Source organism: Bauldia litoralis (assembly GCF_900104485.1).
Classification (GTDB): Bacteria; Pseudomonadota; Alphaproteobacteria; order Rhizobiales; family Kaistiaceae; genus Bauldia; species Bauldia litoralis.
On record NZ_FMXQ01000008.1, the window covers coordinates 93061 to 108299 of the forward strand.

19 protein-coding genes are annotated in these 15239 nt (G+C 66.2%); 10 read left to right on the forward strand and 9 right to left on the reverse strand.

What is annotated here, in order from left to right; genetic code table 11:
* The first annotated feature begins 188 nt into the window (after positions 1–188).
* On the forward strand, positions 189–497 hold the full coding sequence (locus tag BLT60_RS18315) for a hypothetical protein (RefSeq protein WP_090878656.1): 309 nt from the start codon (positions 189–191) through the stop codon (positions 495–497).
* Positions 498–879: 382 nt separating this feature from the next.
* Positions 880–1761, forward strand: a complete 882-nt coding sequence (locus tag BLT60_RS18320) for a hypothetical protein (RefSeq protein ID WP_090878658.1) — start codon at positions 880–882, stop codon at positions 1759–1761.
* Between the two features lie 60 nt (positions 1762–1821).
* On the opposite strand, the gene BLT60_RS18325 is transcribed toward BLT60_RS18320, so the two are convergent.
* Complete coding sequence (locus BLT60_RS18325) at positions 1822–2088, reverse strand: hypothetical protein (RefSeq protein ID WP_090878945.1); 267 nt, start codon at positions 2086–2088, stop codon at positions 1822–1824.
* Between the two features lie 125 nt (positions 2089–2213).
* Positions 2214–3617, reverse strand: a complete 1404-nt coding sequence (locus BLT60_RS18330; protein WP_175478519.1) for a mechanosensitive ion channel family protein — start codon at positions 3615–3617, stop codon at positions 2214–2216.
* A gap of 335 nt (positions 3618–3952) precedes the next feature.
* On the opposite strand from BLT60_RS18330, the gene BLT60_RS18335 reads away from it, so the two are divergent.
* Entirely contained in the window at positions 3953–5320 is a 1368-nt protein-coding gene (locus tag BLT60_RS18335) for an acetamidase/formamidase family protein (RefSeq protein ID WP_244521326.1), read from the forward strand.
* A gap of 75 nt (positions 5321–5395) precedes the next feature.
* Here BLT60_RS18335 and BLT60_RS18340 read toward each other — a convergent pair whose 3' ends face one another.
* From BLT60_RS18340 to BLT60_RS18350, 3 genes are read right to left on the reverse strand one after another with little or no spacing between them, the layout of a single operon-like run.
* On the reverse strand, positions 5396–5833 hold the full coding sequence (locus BLT60_RS18340) for a hypothetical protein (protein WP_090878664.1): 438 nt from the start codon (positions 5831–5833) through the stop codon (positions 5396–5398).
* Between the two features lie 22 nt (positions 5834–5855).
* Entirely contained in the window at positions 5856–6263 is a 408-nt protein-coding gene (locus tag BLT60_RS18345; protein WP_090878665.1) for a hypothetical protein, read from the reverse strand.
* A gap of 15 nt (positions 6264–6278) precedes the next feature.
* Positions 6279–6860, reverse strand: coding sequence for a hypothetical protein (locus BLT60_RS18350; protein ID WP_090878667.1), 582 nt, complete (start codon positions 6858–6860; stop codon positions 6279–6281).
* Positions 6861–7121: 261 nt separating this feature from the next.
* On the opposite strand from BLT60_RS18350, the gene BLT60_RS18355 reads away from it, so the two are divergent.
* The 6 genes from BLT60_RS18355 (at position 7122) to BLT60_RS18380 (ending at position 10591) form a co-directional block, all read left to right on the forward strand.
* Positions 7122–7487, forward strand: coding sequence for an accessory factor UbiK family protein (locus tag BLT60_RS18355; protein ID WP_090878947.1), 366 nt, complete (start codon positions 7122–7124; stop codon positions 7485–7487).
* 201 nt (positions 7488–7688) lie between these two features.
* Entirely contained in the window at positions 7689–8189 is a 501-nt protein-coding gene (locus BLT60_RS18360; RefSeq protein ID WP_090878950.1) for a type III secretion system chaperone family protein, read from the forward strand.
* Between the two features lie 22 nt (positions 8190–8211).
* The gene (gene proC / locus BLT60_RS18365) at positions 8212–9030 is read left to right on the forward strand and encodes a pyrroline-5-carboxylate reductase (RefSeq protein ID WP_090878949.1); all 819 of its coding nucleotides are present in this window, start codon (positions 8212–8214) and stop codon (positions 9028–9030) included.
* Between the two features lie 145 nt (positions 9031–9175).
* The gene (locus tag BLT60_RS18370) at positions 9176–9373 is read left to right on the forward strand and encodes a hypothetical protein (RefSeq protein ID WP_090878669.1); all 198 of its coding nucleotides are present in this window, start codon (positions 9176–9178) and stop codon (positions 9371–9373) included.
* Between the two features lie 90 nt (positions 9374–9463).
* On the forward strand, positions 9464–10150 hold the full coding sequence (locus BLT60_RS18375; RefSeq protein ID WP_090878671.1) for a hypothetical protein: 687 nt from the start codon (positions 9464–9466) through the stop codon (positions 10148–10150).
* A gap of 87 nt (positions 10151–10237) precedes the next feature.
* Positions 10238–10591, forward strand: a complete 354-nt coding sequence (locus BLT60_RS18380; RefSeq protein WP_425285033.1) for a tRNA-binding protein — start codon at positions 10238–10240, stop codon at positions 10589–10591.
* Positions 10592–10606: 15 nt separating this feature from the next.
* On the opposite strand, the gene BLT60_RS18385 is transcribed toward BLT60_RS18380, so the two are convergent.
* Genes BLT60_RS18385 through BLT60_RS18400 form a run of 4 tightly spaced genes read right to left on the reverse strand, consistent with a single transcriptional unit; the run spans position 10607 to position 14056 of the window.
* The gene (locus BLT60_RS18385) at positions 10607–11380 is read right to left on the reverse strand and encodes a sulfotransferase (protein WP_090878675.1); all 774 of its coding nucleotides are present in this window, start codon (positions 11378–11380) and stop codon (positions 10607–10609) included.
* Complete coding sequence (locus BLT60_RS18390; protein ID WP_090878677.1) at positions 11377–12789, reverse strand: ATP-binding protein; 1413 nt, start codon at positions 12787–12789, stop codon at positions 11377–11379. The genes BLT60_RS18385 and BLT60_RS18390 overlap by 4 nt, the downstream gene beginning before the upstream one ends.
* A gap of 2 nt (positions 12790–12791) precedes the next feature.
* Positions 12792–13520 carry a response regulator gene (locus tag BLT60_RS18395; RefSeq protein WP_090878678.1) on the reverse strand — a complete coding sequence of 243 codons (729 nt, stop codon included), beginning with the start codon at positions 13518–13520 and terminating at the stop codon, positions 12792–12794.
* Positions 13517–14056 (reverse strand): MarR family winged helix-turn-helix transcriptional regulator, encoded by a 540-nt coding sequence (locus tag BLT60_RS18400; RefSeq protein ID WP_090878680.1) that lies wholly within the window; start codon positions 14054–14056, stop codon positions 13517–13519. Before BLT60_RS18400 ends, BLT60_RS18395 begins: the two co-directional genes overlap by 4 nt.
* A 208-nt stretch (positions 14057–14264) precedes the next feature.
* Between BLT60_RS18400 and BLT60_RS18405 the strand changes: the two genes are divergently transcribed.
* Positions 14265–15167 (forward strand): branched-chain amino acid aminotransferase, encoded by a 903-nt coding sequence (locus tag BLT60_RS18405; protein ID WP_090878682.1) that lies wholly within the window; start codon positions 14265–14267, stop codon positions 15165–15167.
* The last annotated feature ends 72 nt before the right edge of the window (positions 15168–15239 follow it).

Genomic DNA, 15239 nt, shown 5'->3' on the forward strand with positions numbered 1-15239 from the left:
GCCGCGGGGAGTGCCGGCGCGGGCGGCGCATCCTTCGCGAAACCTCGTCGATCCTTGGCGGTGCGGGCCGTCCCGCGATGGGGAGAGGGGCGTCGCGATTGCAATGCGACCACGCCGCCGATAGATCGCGGTTCGGCGTGTCGTGCTGTAGGCTGGGCGGCACGGTCGCGACTCGGGGGATGACGCCAATGATGGTTCTTGCCGGGCTTCTGGCCCTCGACGCGGTGCTGCACGGGATCGTGGTGGCGCGGTTCGGCGCGCGGGAGAACGCGCCGTTCCTGGTCTTCACCGTCATCTATGCGGGGCTGGCGATCGCCGTCTTCCTGATGGTGCCCTACGCGCTGTGGGCAGTGCTGCTGCTGACCGCCTTCGGGCTGATCGGGCTGACCGTGACCTTTGGGAAGGTCCGCCGCGACAAGACCCTCGATGTCGTCATCTGGGGGCTCGATCTCGTCATCCTGATCGATACGGCCTATCTGCTTTACGCGACCTGGTGATCGGGACTGTGGATATCTGACGGCCGCTCAGCCCGTTCGCCGAGCGCGAGATCAGACGGCGTTGGATCGCGGAAACCGGCGAAATCGAGGGATTTCTGCAAGAATCCACTGTCGATACACGGGTTGTTTCCAATTTTCGTCATATCGTCGCTATTCGTGGCGCGCGAACGGACTGAATTCGCCGCGTCCCGATGGGCGGCGCGGTGTCGCAGAGGGTGGCGGGATGCAGTCTGGTCGCGGTAAGTCAATGAACAAGGTCACAACCGGCGCCACGGCGGTTGCTATAATTCCCAGGGGCTCTCCGGATCACCGACGGGGGCTCGCTAAAGGGCGGGGGTTGAAAATATCGAACCGATTGACGCCCGACGCAATGAGGCAACGAGTGAGCGACGCTGACGAATTCATTGCGCCGCTGGACTTGCCGGGCGTCGATTTCACCAGCACTGCCGATGTGCGGCGCCTTGTCAGGGAGCGCTACGAGCGCCTCGCCAAAGCGTCGGATGACGGGTTTATCGACGACTATATCGATGCCGTCGAATACCTGTTCAACGGCTCCGATCCCGAATACCAGGCCATGGACACGGCCTATCACGACATCACCCACACGCTGCAGGCGACGCTGTGCCTGGCCGAGCTGATCCATCGCCGGCACGAGGACGATGCCACGCCGCGCATCTCGGCGGCGGATTTCCGTCGCGCGCTGGTCGCGTCGCTGTTCCACGATATCGGCTTCCTCAAGAAGTCGGACGATCGCGAGGGGAGCGGCGCCAAGTACACCCATGTCCATGAACAGCGGTCGTGCGATTTCGCCCGGACCTTCCTCAAGGCGCGGGGCTGGACGGACAACGACATCCGGTTTGTCGAGAACCTGATCAGTTCGACGGGGCCGCGGGTCAACGTCAACGAGGTCGGGTTCCGCAGCGAGACAGAGCGCGTGCTGGGCCAGGCGGTCTGCACCGCGGACTATATCGGCCAGATCAGCGATCCGCGTTATCCGGACCGTCTCGAGCCCCTGTTCAACGAATTCGCCGAGAGCTACCGCTACCAGGGCCTCGCCCCGGACCAATGGCTCTTCCCGAGCTACGAGGCGCTGCTGCGCGGCACGCCGTCCTTCTGGGACGTCTTCGTCCTGCGCAAGCTGAACGAGGAATGCGCCGGCATCTGGCGTCACCTCGAGCATCCGGTGACCGGGGAGAATTCCTACAAGGCCTCGGTGGAGCACAACCTGGCGATCATCCGGGACCGGATCGCGGCGCTCGGCTGACCGACAACCACGTCCGTTCCTGGCGCGCGCCGCCGACCGATGCCGGCGACGCGCCGGCTTTCAGGACTCGACCAGAATCACAACCGAATCCGGCACGACGCCATCGTGGTTCATCGCCTCGGCGGCTGCCTCGGTCTGCAGCGCCGCACCCATCGCGTCCATGTCCGGCACGTCCATCATGACGGCGACATGCGTCGGGTCCCGGGGATTGACGAAGGTCCGAAGGTTGGTCACCCCGATCGAGCCGAAGAAGGCGTCCCGCTTCGGCGAGTTGAGCCAGTGATCGGCGCCCTTGGTGATGGTGTGATGAGCAATGACAGTCGGCATGACATCCTCCCTTTGGGCGGCCCCGACGGTCATGAGCGCCGCCTGTGGCCGCAGGGAGGAACGCAACCCGCCCGGCGGTTGTCAAGCCGCGGGCGGGATGCCGGCGGTCGCATCGGTCCGTCGGCTCAGCTTCCCTTCAGGAGGTTTTCGCGTTCGTCCGGGGTGCGGGTGGCGCCGGCTTCGCGCAGGACGTCATCCTCCTCGCTGGCCAGCCCGCCCTCGGCGCTCGTCGCGTCCGACTCGGCGACCCGGCGGGGCGGTCGGGCCCGCCTGGGTGCGACCGGCTTGCCCCCGGGCTCGCCGCGATAGATCGGCAGGCCCTGCGGGAAGATGACCTCGCGGGCTTCGTCTGGCATCGAGATGCCGCCGTCGAGCAGCGCCTGCTTGGTCTGGCGCATCAGGGCCGAGCGCAGCTTGATCGGCGAGTGGGTGTCGCTGTCGAACCAGAAGAAGACCTTGAGGTTGACGGTCGAGGCGGCGAGCTCGTCGACGACGACGATCGGCGCGGGGTCGTGGCGGACCGCCGGATGGCTGGTGAGGACCTTCTCGACGATCTCCTGCGCCTCGCTGGTGCGGTCGTCGTAGCTGATGCCGACCGAGAAGTCGCCGCGGCGGCTGGGGTTGCTCGAGAAATTGGTGATGACGCTCTTGAATACCAGCGCGTTGGGGATCTGGACGTGGTTGCCCTCCTGGGTGAGGAGGACCGTGCTCCGGGTGTTGAGGTTGGTGACGATGCCCTCGGCTTCGCCGACCCGGACGAGGTCGCCGGCGCGGAAGGGATTGCGGACGCTGAGCAGCAGGCTGGCGAGAAAGTTCTCGGCGATGTCGCGAAAGGCGAAGCCGATGATGATGCCGGCGACGCCGGTGCCGCCCAGCACGGTCAGCGCGAGGTTGGTCAGCCCGGAGATCTGGAGCACCAGATAGAGACCAAGGACGAAGACCGGGACGGCGAAGGCGCGCGACACCACCGTCAGCATCAGCGGTGAGGTGATCCGGTTGCCCAGCACCCAGCCCATGAATCGCGCCGCCAGCCGGGCGATCTGCCAGGTGATCAGCAGGATGACCGCGCCGATCAGGATGACCGGTACGGCGCGCTGCGCGGCCGTGCTGATCTTCTGGATTTCCTGAAGGGCGGGCGAGAGATCCCAGTCGATGTCGGGCTCGATCTCGATGCGGTTGACCACCGCGACGACATCCTCGGTGCGCGCGGCCAGCGCGCCGGCCCACTCGGACTGCTCCAGCGTGCCGCTGAAACCGTCGAGGAAGACGATGCCCTCGCGGACCTCGACCTTCGGATCGGTGAACCAGCCGCTGGCTTCGAGGATGCGCTGCAGCCGCGCCTGGATCTGGCTGTCCTGCGCCTCCGGCTTGACCGGGACGTTGTCGGCCATGGCGCGTCCGCTCCTTGCGCCGTCCTCGGCCTCGGACTGTGCCCGGACCGTGCCCGGGGCGACGGCCGCCATGACGATCACGGCGAGCGCCAGGAGAGGCGTGCGCCAGCGCACAGGGATCGGCGATTGGGGAACCATCCGACGAAGTCTCCACCGTTGAAGGGGCGGGCGAGGTCGCCCGCATTCCGGACATCCTGTGCCACAGCCGGGCAATCGAGGATAGGTTTCGGCTGTGTCATGAGGGGGGCAGTCCCGGGCGGCCGCGATCCAAGACGGAGGGGTCGCCGCGACAGCGGACGATCGGCTCATATGTTGATCAATTGCACCGCTTGCATGCAATCGACGGGCCTAGCCCAGGTTCGGCCGGTGGGCGCGGGTGCCGGGTTCTTGAAATCCGGGTAACCGGCAAGGCATGGCGCATGCCTTGCAAAGGCTTCGGCGTTCGACGCCAACCTTTCAAGGAGCATAGTGTGGTGACAAACCATTTGAAGAGCCGACTGAGCGCGGCCGCATTCGCATCGGCCGTCTTTGCCGCCGGGGCCGGCGGGACCGCCTTGCCCTCGCTGGCCGCCGTCGACTGCGGCGAGGCGCCGGCCGCGCCGGCCCATCATCTTCTTCCGGCCAACGCGGATACGGTTCACTGGGGCTATTTCGCCAAGGGGCGGGAGCCGGTGGTCGCCGCCCATTCCGGCGATTTCGTGACGATCGAGACGCTGACCCATCACGCCAATGACGACGCAGAGCGGATGGTGAAGGGCGATCCGGGCGCCGAGAGCGTCTTCAAGTGGGAGCCGGGCGACAAGGGCGTCGACCGCCGCGGCGCGGGGCCGATGGATGCCTCGGCTCTCGGGCGGGGCGCCGGCGAGGGCTTCGGCGTCCACGTGCTGACCGGGCCGGTCTATGTCTGCGGCGCCGAGCCGGGCGACGTGCTCGAAGTCAAGATTCTCGATCTCGCGCCACGCCCTTCCGCCAACCCGGACTATGCCGGCAAGACCTTCGGCAGCAACGCGGCCGCGTGGTGGGGATTCCACTATAACGACCTGATCGAGGAGCCGAAGCCGCGCGAGGTGATCACCATCTACGAGCTCGACGCGACCGGCGGCAAGGACTGGGCCAAGGCGGTCTACAGCTATCGCTGGGTGCCGCAGACCGATCCCGACGGCGTTGTCCACGAGATCATCGATTATCCCGGTGTCCCCGTCGACCACAGCACCGTGACCGAGACCCCGGCGCTCGAAGGAATCCGCGTTCCGATCCGTCCGCATTTCGGCACGATGGGCGTCGCACCGGCGGAAGCCGACTTCGTCGACTCGATCCCGCCAGGCTATTTCGGCGGCAATATCGACAACTGGCGGATCGGCAAGGGCGGCACGATGTACTACCCGGTCGCGGTCGAAGGCGCGCTGCTCAGCGCCGGCGACCCCCATGCCGCGCAGGGCGATTCAGAGCTTGCCGGCACGGCGATCGAGACGTCGATGACCGGTGTCGTGCAGGTGATCCTGCACAAGAAGGACGAACTGGCAGGGACGCCGCTCGAGGAACTGGACTATCCGCTGCTCGAGACCGATAGCGAGTGGGTGGTGCATGGCTTCAGCTACGCCAACTACCTCGACGAACTCGGCGATACGGCGCAGAGCGACATCTATTCGAAGTCGTCGATCGACAATGCGATGCGCGACGCCTTCCGCAAGATGCGGCACTTCCTGATGACGACGAAGGGGCTGAGCGAGGACGAGGCGATCTCGCTGATGTCGGTGGCGACCGACTTCGGCGTGACCCAGGTCGTCGACGGCAACTGGGGCGTCCATGGTGTGATCGAGAAGCGGGTCTTCGCGGACTAGCCTGACGACGACCGACAAGGGTGGCGGCTTCGCGGAGCCGCCACCTTATGGCTTCTCAAACGACCGCGAGGCGCGTCAGCTCAGCGTATAGTTGACCGTCGCGAACTCGACGTCGAGCGTCACCTTGTTGCGGGAACTGGTCTGGTAGAGGGCCGAGTAGGCGGCGGCGACGGCGACGACGTTGACCAGAGCGCCGAAGCCCGAATTCTCCGAATAGGCTTCCGACGCCTCGAATTCGAACTCGCCGTGGATCGTCGCGGTCTTCGGGATCAGGAGGTCGATCTCGTCGATCGAGTCGATGCCCGCTTTCACCGCGCCCAGCGCCTGCTTGACGCCCACCATGTTCTCGATCAGCGCGTCGGCATTGTCGTTGGCGGCGCCGGCGCTTTTCTTGGCGGCGCGCAGCATGGCGAGGAAGGTCGCCGGCACCAGCGTCGAGACGGAGACGGCGGCGAAGGTTTCCGCCATGACGACGGAGAAGGATGCGACGGAGATTGCGGTGCTCAATGCCATGATCTGTTGCCTCTCGGGTTGATCAGGGGCTTGGGGACGGGCCGATATCGAGCTTCAGGGTGGTGGTGGCGCCGGCGATGCCGCCGACCGATACGACCAGCGAGACCTCGGCCGATGCGCGGCCGATGGCGAGGTTCTCGACGTTGAGGAGCTTTTCCGCCTCGCGCATCGCCCGGGCGATGCTCTTCATCACGGCGGCGGGGTCGATCGGCTCGAGCGACGGCGCCGGAGAAACGCTGCCGCTGTCGCCGCCGGGCGGGGCTGGGAAGGGGTTGGGGATGTCGAAGCCGATTTCCTCGTCGAGATCGACCAGCCCGCCCACCGCCGCCTTGAACCCGGAATAGGGCAGTCCGCCGGCGCCGACCTTATCCGCCATCGGCTTGACATAGGTGTCGAGAAATTCGCCCGGCGTGATCTCGATCTGCGGCATGACGGTCTCGCTTGCTCAGGTATCGTTGCCAGTATCGGCGCGGCGCGGTGCGTCGGCGATCCGTTCCAGGCGCTGCTTGACGTCGGCGAGGACGGCGGCCGCGCGGTCGAGCTTGTCGTCGGTGAGGAACTGGAAGGCCTCGTCGAGCATCCCGGTCAGGCCCTCGCGTTCGGCGCGCTCCAGCCGCAGGCCGGCGACCTCCGCCCGCAGCAAGCCTATCGCCGAGCGGATCGCCGTTCGGTCGGGCGGAGCGGCGACGTCCTTGTCGTCGTCGGGGGCGATGGCGGGCGGCGGGGGTTCGGCGATCGCGACGATCTCGAGTTCGATGCGGCCGTGGTTGCGAACCAGGTCCTCGGTGGTGGTCGCGGTGGAGCCGATGCCGAAGAGGAAGGTCCGGGCGCCGAGGCCGACGGTGTCGTCGTCGCGGGTGGCGCTGCCGGAAAGTTCGAAATCGATCTGGACATTGGCGCGCTTCATGGCGACGGCGCCGACCGCCGAGCGGGAGGCCTCGGGCAGCTTCCGGGCCGCGGCACCTATGCCTTCGGCAATGTCGAGCAGCATGCGGTCGATGCCGATCGGAAGCGGAAATTGCGCCACGCTGTGTCGCCTCCCAGCCGTGTCGAAAGACAGCCTAGGGGGAGGGGCGGAATACTGTCAAATATTGACCAGGTGCTAACAGGTTTGTCGGCTTTTTATAGTTTGCCTGTGCTGCCGGTCGGCGCGCGATAATCTTGCCGGTGTCGCGGCTCGTCATGTCGACGCGGGGACCCGGCGGGGACGCCAGCAACTTGCGGGCGGACGACCGGATCACCATAGTGAAACGAACAGCCGGATTCCCGGCGCGTGGAGATGATTGCAATGACCCAGACCTCAAACCGCATGTTCGACGAGCTGGCCCGGTTGATGACCGACGCGGCCAATGTCGCCCAAGGCGTGCGTCGCGAGGCATCGACCGCCTTCCGCAGCCAGGCCGAGACATGGATCGCGGACATGGATCTCGTCCGCCGCGACGAATTCGACGCGGTGCGCGAGATGGCCTCCCGGGCGCGCGAGGAGAATGAGAAGCTGGCGGCGCGGATCACGGCGCTCGAAGCCGAACTCAAGGCGACGAAAGTAAAACGGCCAAAAGCCGCGGCAAAACCGGCGGCGAGCCGAAGTGCAACCGCCACCAAAACCAGCAAGGCCAAGCCTTCCGCCAAAAAAGCGCCGCCGACCGAAACTTGAGCCGGCAAAACAGTGGCTTGAACTGGGCTGTTGAAAAGGCGGTGCGCTTTGGCGCCGCCTGTGGCGACGCAGCAGTTTCGCGCCTATATACTGATTCTTAATGAAGATTCGAACCGGACGCGCGACTCGGACCAGTTCTTCTGCGGATCGGTCTATCTGTGTCCGTTACTTCGTCTCAGTATTCGACTGTCGCAGGCTTTCATGACCTTCATCGAAATCGAGCAAGAACGCCAGTCTCACCCCGTCGATGTGATCGAACACATCGCCGCGCTGAACGACTGGTCGTTCGAGCGGGCCGGCGACGACGAGATCACGGTCTCGGTCGCCGGGGGGTGGTCCGACTACCATGTCTCCTTCTCCTGGATGGAGGACAAGGAAGCGATCCATCTTGCCTGCGCCTTCGACCTCAAGGTGCCCGAGGCGCGGGTGGTCGAGGTGATGCGGCTCCTGACCATGGTCAACGAGCAGATGTGGATCGGCCATTTCGACCTGTGGACGGCCGAGGGCGTGATCATGTTCCGCCAGGCGCTGCTGCTGTCGGGCGGGGCGGAGCCGAACTCCCAGCAGGTCGAACGGCTGCTGGTGACGGCGATCGAGGCCTGCGACCGATACTTCCAGGCGTTCCAGTTCGTCGTCTGGGCCGGCAAGGATGCCGCGGAGGCGCTCGAGGGCGCACTCTTCGAGACCGCCGGCGAGGCGTGAACCGGCGCCCGCCATGCAAGGCATGACCCCCACCGCAGACCGTCCGCTGGTCCTGATCGGCGCTGGCAAGATGGGCAGCGCGCTGCTCTCCGGCTGGCTCGACGGCGGGCTGGATGCCAAGGCTGTCGTCGTCATCGAACCGTCGCCGTCGCCCGAGTGTGCGGCGCTGCTCGGCGATGCCGGGATCGTCGCGCATGCCGCGCCGCCGGCCGGGGTGACCGCCGATGTCGTGGTGCTGGCGATCAAGCCGCAGATCATGGGCGACACGCTGCCCGGTCTCCGCTCGCTGATCGGGCCGGGGACGACGGTGCTGTCGATCGCGGCCGGGACGACGCTGGCCAACCTCGAAGCCGGCCTTGGGCCGGCGGCGATCGTCCGGTCGATTCCCAATACGCCGGCACAGGTCGGCCGCGGCATCACCGCCGCCGTCGCCAATGGGCGGGTCGGCCCAGAGGCACGGGACCTCGTCACCCGGCTGCTCGAGGCGGTCGGCGATGTCGCCTGGGTCGAGGAAGAGGCGATGATCGACGCGGTGACCGCCGTTTCGGGCTCGGGGCCAGCCTATGTCTTCCACTTCGTCGAAAGCCTGGCCGCGGCAGCGGTCGATGCCGGGTTGCCGCCGGACCTCGCCGAGCGGCTGGCCCGGGCGACTGTCGAGGGCGCGGGCGAACTGCTCTATCGCTCGGACCTGTCGCCGTCGCAACTGCGCAAGAACGTCACCTCGCCGGGCGGCACGACCGCCGCGGCGCTCGACCACCTGATGGCGGAAGACGGCCTGTCGCCGCTGATGACGCGGGCGGTCGCGGCCGCGAAGAAGCGGTCGGAAGAGCTGTCTGGCTAGGGTCTGCCGACCTGGCTCGCTGACGCATTCTCCAGCGTGGCGTTCAGATCCTGATGTCGCATCTACTTCATTTGGGTGATGTGCGTCGTCAACTTGTATGACAATTTACTCCCGTTTCAGCGTTCTGGATCTTGGGAGGAAAGTCATGCGTGCTTTCAAACTTCTGGAGATGGACGACACGCTGCTGGTCGCGATCACCGACCGGAAACTGGCGGCAGCCGTCCGGGCTTTCGATTACGCCTGGCATGAGGTTGTGAACGACGGCGCAGGGGACCGGACAGACGCGATCATCGCCGCGCTGGATCGGCTTTACGTCGAGGCGTCCGAAGGACGATCCCACTGACGGACTGCTGCTTTTCGCTGCTTTTTTGTCGCCTCGTCCTCGCCATCGTCCGGGCGTAACATCGCGGGACCGAAGCGAGGAGTGACGCAGATGGCAAAGGCAACCAGACGGACGACCCGCAGTGCGAAAGCCGCTCCGAAAGCGGCCGCCGATCCGCGGGACGCGATCATCGACGCCTTCATGGCGCTTGCAGCCGAGCGCTCGGTGCGGGGCATCGAGCTTGGCGATATCGCCGAACGGGCCGGGCTTTCGCTCGCCACGTTGCGCGAAAGCCATGCCGGCAAGCTCGGCATTCTCGCCGGTTTCGCCCGGCGGATCGATCTTGCAGTGCTTGCCGAGGGCGACGCCGACCCGGAGAGCGAGCCGCGCGACCGGCTGTTCGAGGTGATGATGCGGCGCTTCGATGCGCTGGCGCCCTACAAGCCGGCGATCCGGCGCATGGCTCGGGCCGCGCGTTGCGATCCGGCGCTGGCGGCGGTCCTGCGACGGCTGACGCTGCGCTCGCAGCGATGGAACCTCGCGGCGGCCGGGATTTCGCACGGCGGGCTCAAGGGCCGGGTCGCGGAAAGCGGATCGGCGCTGGTCTATGCCGAGACGATGAAGACCTGGCTCGACGATGACGAGCCCGACCTCGGCGCCACCATGGCGACCCTCGACCGGGCGCTGCGGCGTGGCGAGCGCGGCATGCGGATGATGTCGAACCTTTGCTCGGTCCTGCCCCGGCTGGCCGAGCGGGGCCGTCGCGCGCGCGACGGCGAGGAAGCGACGGCCGCCTGACATCGGTCTGCCGCGAACCACCCGGTCGCCGTTGAGCGGCGTCGCCGGCCATGCTAGGCGGCGTCGACCAATTTCATGGAGAGGGCGATGAGCGGCGAGCCGGCGGCGACGATCAGTTTCGACGATTTCCTGAAGGTGGATATCCGCGTCGGCACGGTGGTGGAGGCGCGACCGTTTCCGGAGGCGCGCAAGCCCGCCTTCCAGCTCTTCATCGACTTCGGGCCGGGGATCGGCATCAAGAAATCCTCGGCGCAGATCACCGTCAACCACACGCTGGAGGACCTGGTCGGCCGGCAGGTGGCTGCGGTCGTCAACTTTCCGCCGCGCCAGATCGGGCCGATCAAGTCGGAGGTGCTGACGCTCGGCTTTCCAGACGCCGACGGCGAGGTGATGCTGTTCGGGCCCGACCGCAAGGTGCCGGACGGCGGGCGTCTCTACTAGGCGCTGACGCGCCTTTCAGCCGGGCCGGATTTCGTATCCGAAGAAGCGCACGACATCCGCGTCGGTCGAGAGGGTCTTGCCGATCCGCTCGATCTCTTCGGTCGACAACTTCGAGATCTGGTCCTCGTTCATGTTCCTGATCGGCTGGGACGGGTAATCCTTGACGTTCACCAGATAATTGCGGTCCGCCCCCGCCGAGCCCGTTTCCGACAGGCCGAATTTCTGGAATATCGCTTCCGGCGCCTCGCAGAATTCTTCATAGCGGATCATCGGGTAGCCTTCCCGCTCGGCGATGCGCTTCAACATGCGAGCGCACCCGATCCACCTTTCAGCCAGGCTCTCGACCCGCTCAAGCCGCTGCGCCCGATCGAGTTCGTCGAAGCCGTGGTAACGGTAACCGAGCGACGAGACGCTGGCATACGGGTCCCGGTTGTTGATGACGACGCGGGTACGGTCGAAGAGAGCGAGGATCTCCCGGTATCGGACCATGTTCGGCGGGCTCTTCTCGATAAGGTAGATGACCTCCGGATGCTTCTGCATCGTGGCATCCGCCGCTTCCCTCCACACTTTCCCGATCATCTCGTAATCGCACGGTTTCTGGTCGTTCCAGCGATCCTTTTCGTGAAGATGGTCGACCAGCCACTGCCCCTCGTACCTGCGCTGCAGCCCGCCGACTTGCGGGCTTTGCGCCATGAAGTCCGCCATCGACGTCGAACCGCTGTTCGGCGGCGTGAGGAGCAGGAGCATTTCGACGGGCCCGGGCGCGGGCGGTGTTTCGCCGATGCTCATGCCGGGATCACCACCTGGACGCGGAGGCCGCCGAGCGGGCTGATGTCGAGGGTGATGTCGCCGCCGTGGCTGCGGGCGATGTCGCGGGCGATGGCGAGGCCGAGACCAGTGCCGCTCTCGTCGATGTTGCGGGCGATATCGCCGCGATAGAAGGGCTTGAACACGGCCTCGCGCTCCTCCAGCGGGACGCCGGGTCCATCGTCGTCGACCTTCACCGTCAGCAGGCCGTTTTCATGGACGCCGGAGACCATCACCCGGTCGCCGTGGCGGATGGCGTTGCGGACGAGGTTGGTCAGGCAGCGCTTGAAGCCCTGCGGCCGGACCTTGACGATCGGATCGCCGGAAAAGGTGATGTCGGCCTCGTGGCCGGCGACGCGGATGTCGTTGCCGATCTCGCGCAGCAGCATGTCGACATCGGTATCCATCGTGGTCTCGCCGGCATCGCCGCGGGCGAAGGCGAGGTAGCCTTCGAGCATGCGGTTCATGTCGTCGACATCCTTGACCATCGGGTCGACGTCGGCCTTGTCCTCGATCAGGGCAAGCTGCAGGCGGAAGCGGGTGAGGATGGTGCGCAGGTCGTGGCTGACGCCGGCGAGCATCGCCGTGCGCTGTTCGATCTGTCGGTCGACGCGGTCGCGCATCTCGTGGAAGGCGATCGTCGCCCGGCGGACCTCGCGGGCGCCGCGCGGGGCGAAATCGGGCACGGCGCGGCCCTTGCCGAAGTCGTCGACGGCGGCGGCGAGCCGCAGGATCGGCCGGATCTGGTTGCGCAGGAAGATGATGGCGATGGTCAGTAGGATGACGCTGATGCCGACCATCCAGGACAGGAAGGTCAGCGAATTGGAGGCGTAGGTCTGGCTGCGCCGGGCGAAGACCCGCAGGACGTGCTCGTCGAGCTGGATGCGCATCTCGATCAGGTTCGAGCGGCCGACCGTGTCGATCCAGAACGGCCGGCCGATCTGCTTGGACAATTCGTGGCTGAAATTCTGGTCGAGGCTCGAGAAGAAGGGTTTCGGGCCGGCGGCGGGCAGGGGTTCGAGCGGCAGGACGGCAATGCGCAGGTTGAGGCGGTCCTTGGCGATCTTCGACAACTGGTCGAAATCGGCGTCCTGGGGATAGGTCTCGAGGACGTCGATGATCGCCGCGATGTCGGCGACGACGGCTTCGGTCAGGCGGGCCGTGACGGTCTGCCAGTGCTGCTCCATGAAGACAAAGGCAACGACGGTCTGGATGACGACGACCGGGGTGATGATGATGATCAGCGAACGGGCGTAGAGGCCCTTCGGCATGGCGTTGCCGAGGCGGCGGGCGAAATTGCGATAGGCGGCACGGAGGCCACGCCGCTTCGCCGCGGCGGGTCTGGCCGGGCCGCTCGTCCTGTCCCCGCTGCCCTTGACGGCCGTGTCCATGGTCAGAATGCGATCGTCAGCCGATACCCTATGCCGCGTACGGTCTGCAGGTAGAGCGGGTTGGCCGGGTCGGTCTCGATTTTCCGGCGGAGGCGGTTGATCTGGACATCGACGGTTCGCTCGCCCGTCGGCTCGCCGCCGGCGACGAGATCGCCGCGCGGCACCGTATCGCCGGGGGCGGCGGCGAAGATCGCCATGATCTGTCGTTCGCGATCGGTGAGGTGGACGATGTCGGTGCCCTTGCGCAGTTCCATCCGCTCGCGGTTGAAGGTGAAGGGACCGAAGCGGATCGCCTCGATCAGCGGTGTCGCGGCCGGCTGGCCGCGCTTGAGGATGTTGTTGATGCGCAGAAGCAGCTCGCGCGGCTCGAACGGCTTGGCGAGGTAGTCGTCGGCGCCGTTCTCGAGGCCCTCGATGCGCGCGTCGATCTCGGACCGGGCGGTGAGCATCAGGATCGGGACGTCCATCGTCTCGCGCAGACTGCGGGTCAGCTCGAGGCCGTTTTCGCCGGGCATCATCACGTCGACGATGAGGAGATCGAATTCGAGGCCGGCCAGCCGCCGGCGGGCGTCGCTGGCGTCGCTGGCGGCGGTGACGCGGAAGCCGCGTTCGCCGAGATAGCGTGACAGGAGATCGCGGATGCGGCTGTCGTCATCGATGACGAGGAGGTGGGCGGCGCCGTCGTCGACCGTGTTCTCGCCGCTGCCGGCCGGACTGGATTCGGTGTTCATGAGCCGATCAACCGTTCCACCATGTCGCGCTGGTCAGAATCGATGACGCGCCGCAGGAAGCGCTCGGCGCCCTGGCGCTCTTCGGGCGACAAGGCCTCGAGCGCATCGGCGATCCGCCGCTCCTGCGGGGCCATCAGCCGCAGGCCGAGGGCGCGGCCGGTCTCGGTCGGATAGAGCAGGCGCTGGCGACGGTCCTGTGGCCCCTGGACCTGCTCGATGAAGCCGCCATCGACCAGTTGTTTGAGGACGCGGCCGAGGCTCTGCTTGGTGATGTTGAGGATATCGAGCAGGTCGGCCACCCGGATGCCGGGATGGCGGTTGACGAAATGGACGACCCGGTGATGGGCGCGGCCGAAGCCGTAGGCGGCGAGAACCGCGTCCGGATCGGAGGTGAAATCGCGATAGGCGAAGAACAGGAGCTCGACAAAGGTGATCTCCGGCCGCTCGTCAACGGAGAGCGGTTCGGCGATCAGCCGGCCGGAGTCGCCGGAGGGACGACCCTGCGTCGCATCGGCTCTGGAAATTACGTCAGCCATGTTGACATATTTTTTTGCGTTTGTTACTCAATCAGGCGTCGTCACGAAACAATCGACTGCCGCGCCGGGTGTCGCCTTGCGGCGCACCTGTTGCCGGCACATTATCGACGATCGTGGCGCGACGCAAAAAGGTCCTGGCGGCAATCAACAGCCGGGGGCCGGGCCAACGGGAGCCGCTTCGAGCGGCCGTTTCCAGGGAGAGACTTCGATGGCGGCTGCGCCTTTCCACGATCGTCCGGGCGTCATCTGGATGAATGGCGAATTCGTTCCATGGGCGGATGCCAAGGTTCATGTCCTGTCCCATGGGCTGCATTATGGCAGCGGCGTCTTCGAGGGCGAGCGCGCCTATGGCGGCACGATCTTCAAGCTCGACGAACACACCCGCCGGCTCCACCACTCGGCCGAAATCCTCGGCTTCAAGATTCCGTGGTCGGTCGAGGAGATCAACCAGGTGTCGATCGAGCTTCTCGCCCGGCAGGGGCACAAGGACGCCTATGTCCGGCCGATCGCCTGGCGGGGCAGCGAGATGATGGGCGTCTCGGCGCAGGCCAACACGATCAACCTGTCGATCGCCGTATGGGAATGGCCGTCCTATTTCAAGCCGGCCGAGCGGCTGAAAGGCATTCGCCTCGACATGGCCAAGTATCGCCGGCCCGACCCGGCGACGGCGCCCTCGAAAGCCAAGGCGACCGGCCTTTACATGATCTGCACGCTGTCGAAGCACGATGCCGAGGCCAAGGGTTATGCCGATGCGCTGATGCTCGACTGGCGGGGGCGTGTCGCCGAGGCGACCGGCGCCAACGTCTTCTTCGTCAAGGACGGCATCATCCACACGCCGACGCCGGACTGCTTCCTCGACGGCATCACGCGGCGGACGGTCATCGGGCTGGCGAAGGATCGCGGCTACGAGATCGTCGAGCGGACGATCATGCCGGAGGAGATGGCCGACTTCGAGCAGTGCTTCCTGACCGGCACCGCCGCGGAAGTCACGCCGGTGTCCGAAATCGGTCCCTACAGCTTCACCGTCGGCGACATCACCCGCAACCTGATGGAAGACTATACCGCGCTGGTGCAGGGCAAGCTTCAGCCGGCCATGGCCTCGAGCGGCTGAGGTCGATCGACCGGCGCGCGGAAGCCGCGCTCCGCCAGCCCTGGTTCTCCCGGTGCGTTCCGTGTCGCGCCA